Here is a 5,369-nt window from a genome sequence, read left to right on the forward strand (position 1 = left end):
TTCGGAGGTTTCTCCGTTTTCTGCTCCGGGCGGAGCTGGGTAACTGTCTGGCACACGGCGGCGGGGTGGAGGGGCGGCCGCAACCGGGAGGGGGGGGCCCCCCTTCTCGTTGCTTCCGGTTCCTTCGCTACGCCACGAACGACCGAGGCCCCTCGCTGCCCGCGCCCGCGCCGGACTCCACCAGGCGGGCCGCGGCGGCGAGCCGGGACGCGGCCTCCTCGGCGACCGGGCCGCCGACGGTGAAGGGCAGCCGGACGTAGCCCTCGAAGGCGCCGTCCACGCCGAAGCGCGGGCCGGAGGGGACCCGGACGCCGACGCGCTCGCCGACCTCGGCGAGCCGCGAGCCGGAGAGCCCGCCGGTGCGGACCCAGAGGGTGAGGCCGCCGCGCGGCACCTCGAACTCCCAGTCGGGCAGCTCCCTGCGGACGGCGGCCACCAGCGCGTCGCGGTTCTCGCGGGCCTGGCTGCGGCGCAGTCCGACGGCCTCCTCCCAGCCGCCGGTGCGCATCAGCCAGTTGACGCCCAGCTGCTCGAGCACGGGTGTGCCGAGGTCGGCGTAGGCGCGGGCGGCGACCAGGGAGCGGATGACGTCGGGCGCGGCGCGGACCCAGCCGATCCGCATGCCCGCCCAGAAGGCCTTGCTCGCCGAGCCGACGGTGAGGACGGTGGCGCCGGCCGGGTCGAAGGCGCAGACGCGGCGGGGCATCTCCAGGTCCTCGTCGAGGAACAGCTCGGTCATCGTCTCGTCGACGACGAGGACCGTGCCGGCCGAGCGGGCCGCCTCGACGAGCTGCCGCCGCTGGTCCTCGCCCGCGAGCGCCCCGGTGGGGTTGTGGAAGTCGGCGACGACGTACGCGAGGCGGGGTGCCGCGTCGCGCAGCACCTGGCGCCAGCGGGGCAGGTCCCAGCCGCCGAGCCCCTCGGCCATGGCGACCGGCACGAGCCGCGCGCCGGCCTCGCGCATCAGCTGGAGGATGTTGGCGTACGAGGGCGACTCGACGGCGATCCGCTCGCCGCGGCCCGCGAAGAGATGGCAGATCGCGTCGATGGCGCCCATCGCGCCGGTGGTGACCATGATCTGCTCGGGCATCGTGGGGATGCCGCGCTCGGTGTAGCGGTCGGCCAGCATCTGCCGCAGCGCGGGCAGTCCGGCCGGGTAGTCGCCGTGGGTGTGGGCGTACGGCGGAAGCTCCTCCAGGGCGCCCTGGATGGAGCGGGTGAGCCAGGGCTCGGGCGCGGGCAGGGCCGCGCAGCCCAGGTCGATCATGGACCCCAGCGACTCGGGCGGCAGCGGTTCCAGGCCGCGCGCGGGCAGCGGGTTGCCCGCCGGGACGGCGGTCCAGCTGCCGGCACCGCGCCGGGACTCCAGGAAGCCCTCGGCGCGCAGCGCCTCGTAGGCCGCGGCGACGGTGGTGCGGCTGACGGTGAGGGCGACCGCCAGTTCACGCTCGGCGGGCAGCCGGGCGGCGACCGGGACGCGGCCCTCCAGGACGAGCAGCCGGATGCCGTCGGCGAGAGCGCGGTAGGCGGGCGGCTTGCGGGCGCCGGGCGCGGCGGGCCTGGGCTGCTGGGCCTGGAGCTGCCGGGCGAGCTGGGCAGGCCCCACGGCCGAAGTCCACTGGGCCATGGAAATCAGTCCACCTTCCGCGAATTGGCCATGGTTGGCCTCTTGTCCCCCGCCACAGAGTGTCATGAGTCAGTCCACATTCACCACCCAGGCCCCGTTCGGGCCGTCACACAGGGGGGCAGTCCTTTGTCCATCGCCTCCGGTCTCCGCGGCCGGCACCTGACCCGCCGGCTCGTCCAGCTCTACGCCGGGCTCGCGCTGTACGGGTTCAGTTCGATCCTGCTGCTCCGCAGCGGCCTCGGCCTGGAGCCGTGGAACGTCCTCCACCAGGGTCTCGCCGAGCGGACGGGACTGAGCATCGGCGTGGTGACGACCGTGCTCGGGGCGCTGATCCTGCTCGTGTGGATTCCCATCCGGCAGCGGCCCGGCCTGGGCACCGTCTCCAACGTCCTCGTGATCGGTGCGGCGATGGACGTCTCGCTCGCCCTGCTCCCCGAGGTCCACGGCCTGCCGGCCCGGATCGCCACGATGGCGGCGGGCATCGTCCTGAACGGGGTCGCGACCGGCCTCTACATCGCCGCCCGCTTCGGCCCCGGCCCGCGCGACGGCCTGATGACCGGTCTGCACCGGCTGACCGGCCGCTCGATCCGGCTGGTGCGCACGGCGATCGAGGTGCTGGTCGTCACGTCCGGCTTCCTGCTCGGCGGCTCGGTCGGCGTCGGCACGGTGCTGTACGCGCTGGCGATCGGCCCGCTCGCCCAGTTCTTCCTGCGCCTCTTCGCCGTCCCCGAGCCGGACCGGGTCAGCACCGTCGTTGCCTCGGGGACACCGGAGCAGGCGATACTGCGGCGGTGACTCGCGTACGCCACCCCTACCTCGACCACCCGGCGCCCATCCCCTTCGCCCACCGCGGCGGCACGGCGGACGGCCTGGAGAACACGGCGGCCGCCTTCCGGCGGGCCGCCGCGGCCGGTTTCCGGTACTTCGAGACCGACGTCCACACCACAGCGGACGGCCGGCTCGTCGCCTTCCACGACTCGACCCTGGACCGGGTCACCGACACCGGCGGCCGGATCCGGGACCTGCCGTGGGCGGCGGTCCAGGAGGCCCGGGTGGCCGGCAAGGAGCCGCTGCCGCTCTTCCAGGAGCTCCTGGAGGAGTTCCCGGAGGCCCGCTGGAACGTGGACCTGAAGACCGAGTCGGCGCTCGTGCCGCTGATCGACCTGATCCGGAAGACCCGCTCGTGGGACCGGGTCTGTGTGAGTTCCTTCACCGAGGCGCGCATCGCCCGGGCGCAGAAGCTCGCCGGCCCGCGGCTCGCGACCTCGTACGGCGTGACGGGCGTGCTCGGGCTGCGGCTGCGCTCGCTGGGCCTCCCGGCGGCGCTGCGCTCGGGCGCGGTGGCCGCGCAGGTCCCCGAGCGGCAGGCCGGCATACCCGTGGTGGACCGGCGCTTCGTGCGCGAGGCGCACGCGCGCGGTCTCCAGGTCCACGTGTGGACCGTGAACGAGCCGGACCGGATGCAGGCCCTCCTGGACCTTGGCGTGGATGGCATCATGACCGATCATCTGGAGACGCTGCGCGCCGTCCTGACCGACCGGGGTATGTGGGTCTAGGGCCTGTCCGGCCATGATCCGCCGGACATGCCCTCGGGACTCCCAGGGGCCTGACCGAACGGTCGGGGCCGGACGGACCCGAGCGCGCGGGACCACCACGGGGACGAACGAGGGGCGCGGCCTTGACCGATGTCGACACCACCGGGCAGCCGGACGGCCACGCCGCCGATCCCGCCGAGCGGCGGCGCGAGCAGCGCGGCTGGTACTTCTACGACTTCGCGTGCTCGGTCTACTCCACGAGCGTCGTGACCGTGTTCCTGGGGCCGTACCTGACCTCCGTGGCCAAGGCCGCGGCGGACGCCGAAGGGTTCGTCCACCCGCTGGGCGTGCCGGTGCGGGCCGGTTCCCTCTTCGCCTACGCCGTGTCGGCCTCGATCCTCGTCGCGGTGCTCGCGATGCCGCTGGTGGGTGCGGTGGCGGACCGTACGGGCCGGAAGAAGCCGCTGCTCGCGGCGGCGGCGTACACGGGCGCGGCGGCGACGACGGGCATGTTCTTCCTGGCCGGCGAGCGCTATCTGCTCGGGACGTTCCTGCTGATCGTGGCGAACGCCTCGCTGTCCGTCTCGATGGTGCTGTACAACGCGTACCTGCCGCAGATCGCCGAGCCGGACGAGCGGGACACGGTGTCCTCGCGCGGCTGGGCCTTCGGCTACACCTCCGGCGCGCTGGTCCTGGTGCTCAACCTGGTCCTGTACTCGGGACACGACTCCTTCGGCCTGTCCGAGGGGATGGCCGTGCGGATCTGTCTGGCCTCGGCCGGTCTGTGGTGGGGCGCCTTCACGCTGGTGCCGCTGCGCAGGCTGCGGGACCGGCGGATCGCGCGCACCGGCGGCGCGGCCGGCGAGGGCGCGGTCGGCAGCGGCTGGAAGCAGCTGCGGGCCACGCTGCGGGACATGCGCCGCCATCCTCTGACGCTGTCCTTCCTGCTGGCGTACCTGATCTACAACGACGGCGTGCAGACGGTGATCTCCCAGGCCTCGGTGTACGGCTCCGAGGAACTGGGCCTCGACCAGACGACGCTGATCACCGCGGTCCTCCTCGTCCAGGTCCTGGCGGTGGCGGGCGCGCTGGGGATGGGCCGGATGGCGCGGGTGTACGGGGCGAAGCGGACGATCCTGGCCTCGCTGGCGCTGTGGACGGCCATCCTGGCGGCGGGCTACTTCCTGCCGGCCGGCGCGCCGGTCTTCTTCTACTGCCTGGCCGCGGCGATCGGTCTGGTGCTGGGCGGCAGCCAGGCGCTGTCGCGGTCCCTGTTCTCGCATCTGGTGCCGCGCGGCAAGGAGGCGGAGTACTTCTCGGCCTACGAGATGAGCGACCGGGGACTGAGCTGGCTGGGTCCTTTGGTGTTCGGTCTCGCGCATCAGCTGACCGGAAGCTACCGGGATGCCATCATCTCCTTGGTGATCTTCTTCGGGATCGGTTTCCTGCTCCTGGCGAGGGTGCCGGTCCGGGCCGCGGTGGCCGCCGCGGGCAACCCCGTACCTGCCCGGATTTAGACGCGGGAGTGAAAGGGCGGTAGTGTACGCGTTTGGCCTGCCAGGCGGACCGTTACTGCGCGCTGACTTGGTGAAGACGTTAGGTGACATCTGCTGCCAGATGTGACAAAACGGGCACTGGTGGGTACAAAAAGGGGCGGCACGACGGGCGACGCATGACCCGGAACGGGAATCTTTACCGCCGACCGGACGTTGACCGGATGACGACGACAGCGACACCTGTCCTGTGGGCGACAAGCCCGGGAGGCACGATTCATGAGTGAGCGAGCTCTTCGCGGCACGCGCCTCGTGGTGACCAGCTACGAGACCGACCGCGGCATCGATCTGGCCCCGCGCCAGGCCGTGGAGTACGCATGCGAGAAGGGCCATCGTTTTGAGATGCCCTTCTCCGTGGAAGCGGAAATTCCGCCGGAGTGGGAGTGCAAGGTCTGCGGGATCCAGGCACTCCTGGTGGACGGGGACGGCCCCGAGGAGAAGAAGGGCAAGCCGGCGCGTACGCACTGGGACATGCTCATGGAGCGGCGCACCCGCGAGGAGCTGGAGGAGGTGCTGGCCGAGCGGCTGGCGGTCCTTCGGTCCGGCGCCATGAATATCGCCGTGCATCCGCGCGACAGCCGCAAGTCCGCCTGACGGACGGCCGCACGGCCTGGCAGAGCAACGCCGCGGGGCCCGGTACACCTTTCGTGTACC

5 protein-coding genes are annotated in these 5,369 nt (G+C 72.5%); 4 read left to right on the plus strand and 1 reads right to left on the minus strand.

What is annotated here, in order from left to right:
* Positions 1 to 127: 127 nt before the first annotated feature.
* Positions 128 to 1,627, minus strand: a complete 1,500-nt coding sequence (locus tag ACFVGS_RS30860) for a PLP-dependent aminotransferase family protein (RefSeq protein WP_384423576.1) — start codon at positions 1,625 to 1,627, stop codon at positions 128 to 130.
* 126 nt (positions 1,628 to 1,753) lie between these two features.
* On the opposite strand from ACFVGS_RS30860, the gene ACFVGS_RS30865 reads away from it, so the two are divergent.
* From ACFVGS_RS30865 to ACFVGS_RS30880, 4 genes are all read left to right on the plus strand, one after another.
* Positions 1,754 to 2,422, plus strand: coding sequence for a YitT family protein (locus ACFVGS_RS30865; protein ID WP_384423575.1), 669 nt, complete (start codon positions 1,754 to 1,756; stop codon positions 2,420 to 2,422).
* Positions 2,419 to 3,183 carry a glycerophosphodiester phosphodiesterase family protein gene (locus tag ACFVGS_RS30870; RefSeq protein WP_384423574.1) on the plus strand — a complete coding sequence of 255 codons (765 nt, stop codon included), beginning with the start codon at positions 2,419 to 2,421 and terminating at the stop codon, positions 3,181 to 3,183. Before ACFVGS_RS30865 ends, ACFVGS_RS30870 begins: the two co-directional genes overlap by 4 nt.
* A gap of 122 nt (positions 3,184 to 3,305) precedes the next feature.
* Positions 3,306 to 4,679 carry an MFS transporter gene (locus ACFVGS_RS30875; protein ID WP_385695074.1) on the plus strand — a complete coding sequence of 458 codons (1,374 nt, stop codon included), beginning with the start codon at positions 3,306 to 3,308 and terminating at the stop codon, positions 4,677 to 4,679.
* 255 nt (positions 4,680 to 4,934) lie between these two features.
* Complete coding sequence (locus ACFVGS_RS30880; protein WP_015032218.1) at positions 4,935 to 5,309, plus strand: RNA polymerase-binding protein RbpA; 375 nt, start codon at positions 4,935 to 4,937, stop codon at positions 5,307 to 5,309.
* Positions 5,310 to 5,369: the final 60 nt, after the last annotated feature.

It is taken from the genome of Streptomyces sp. NPDC127114 (assembly GCF_042677525.1).
GTDB lineage: Bacteria > Actinomycetota > Actinomycetes > Streptomycetales > Streptomycetaceae > Streptomyces.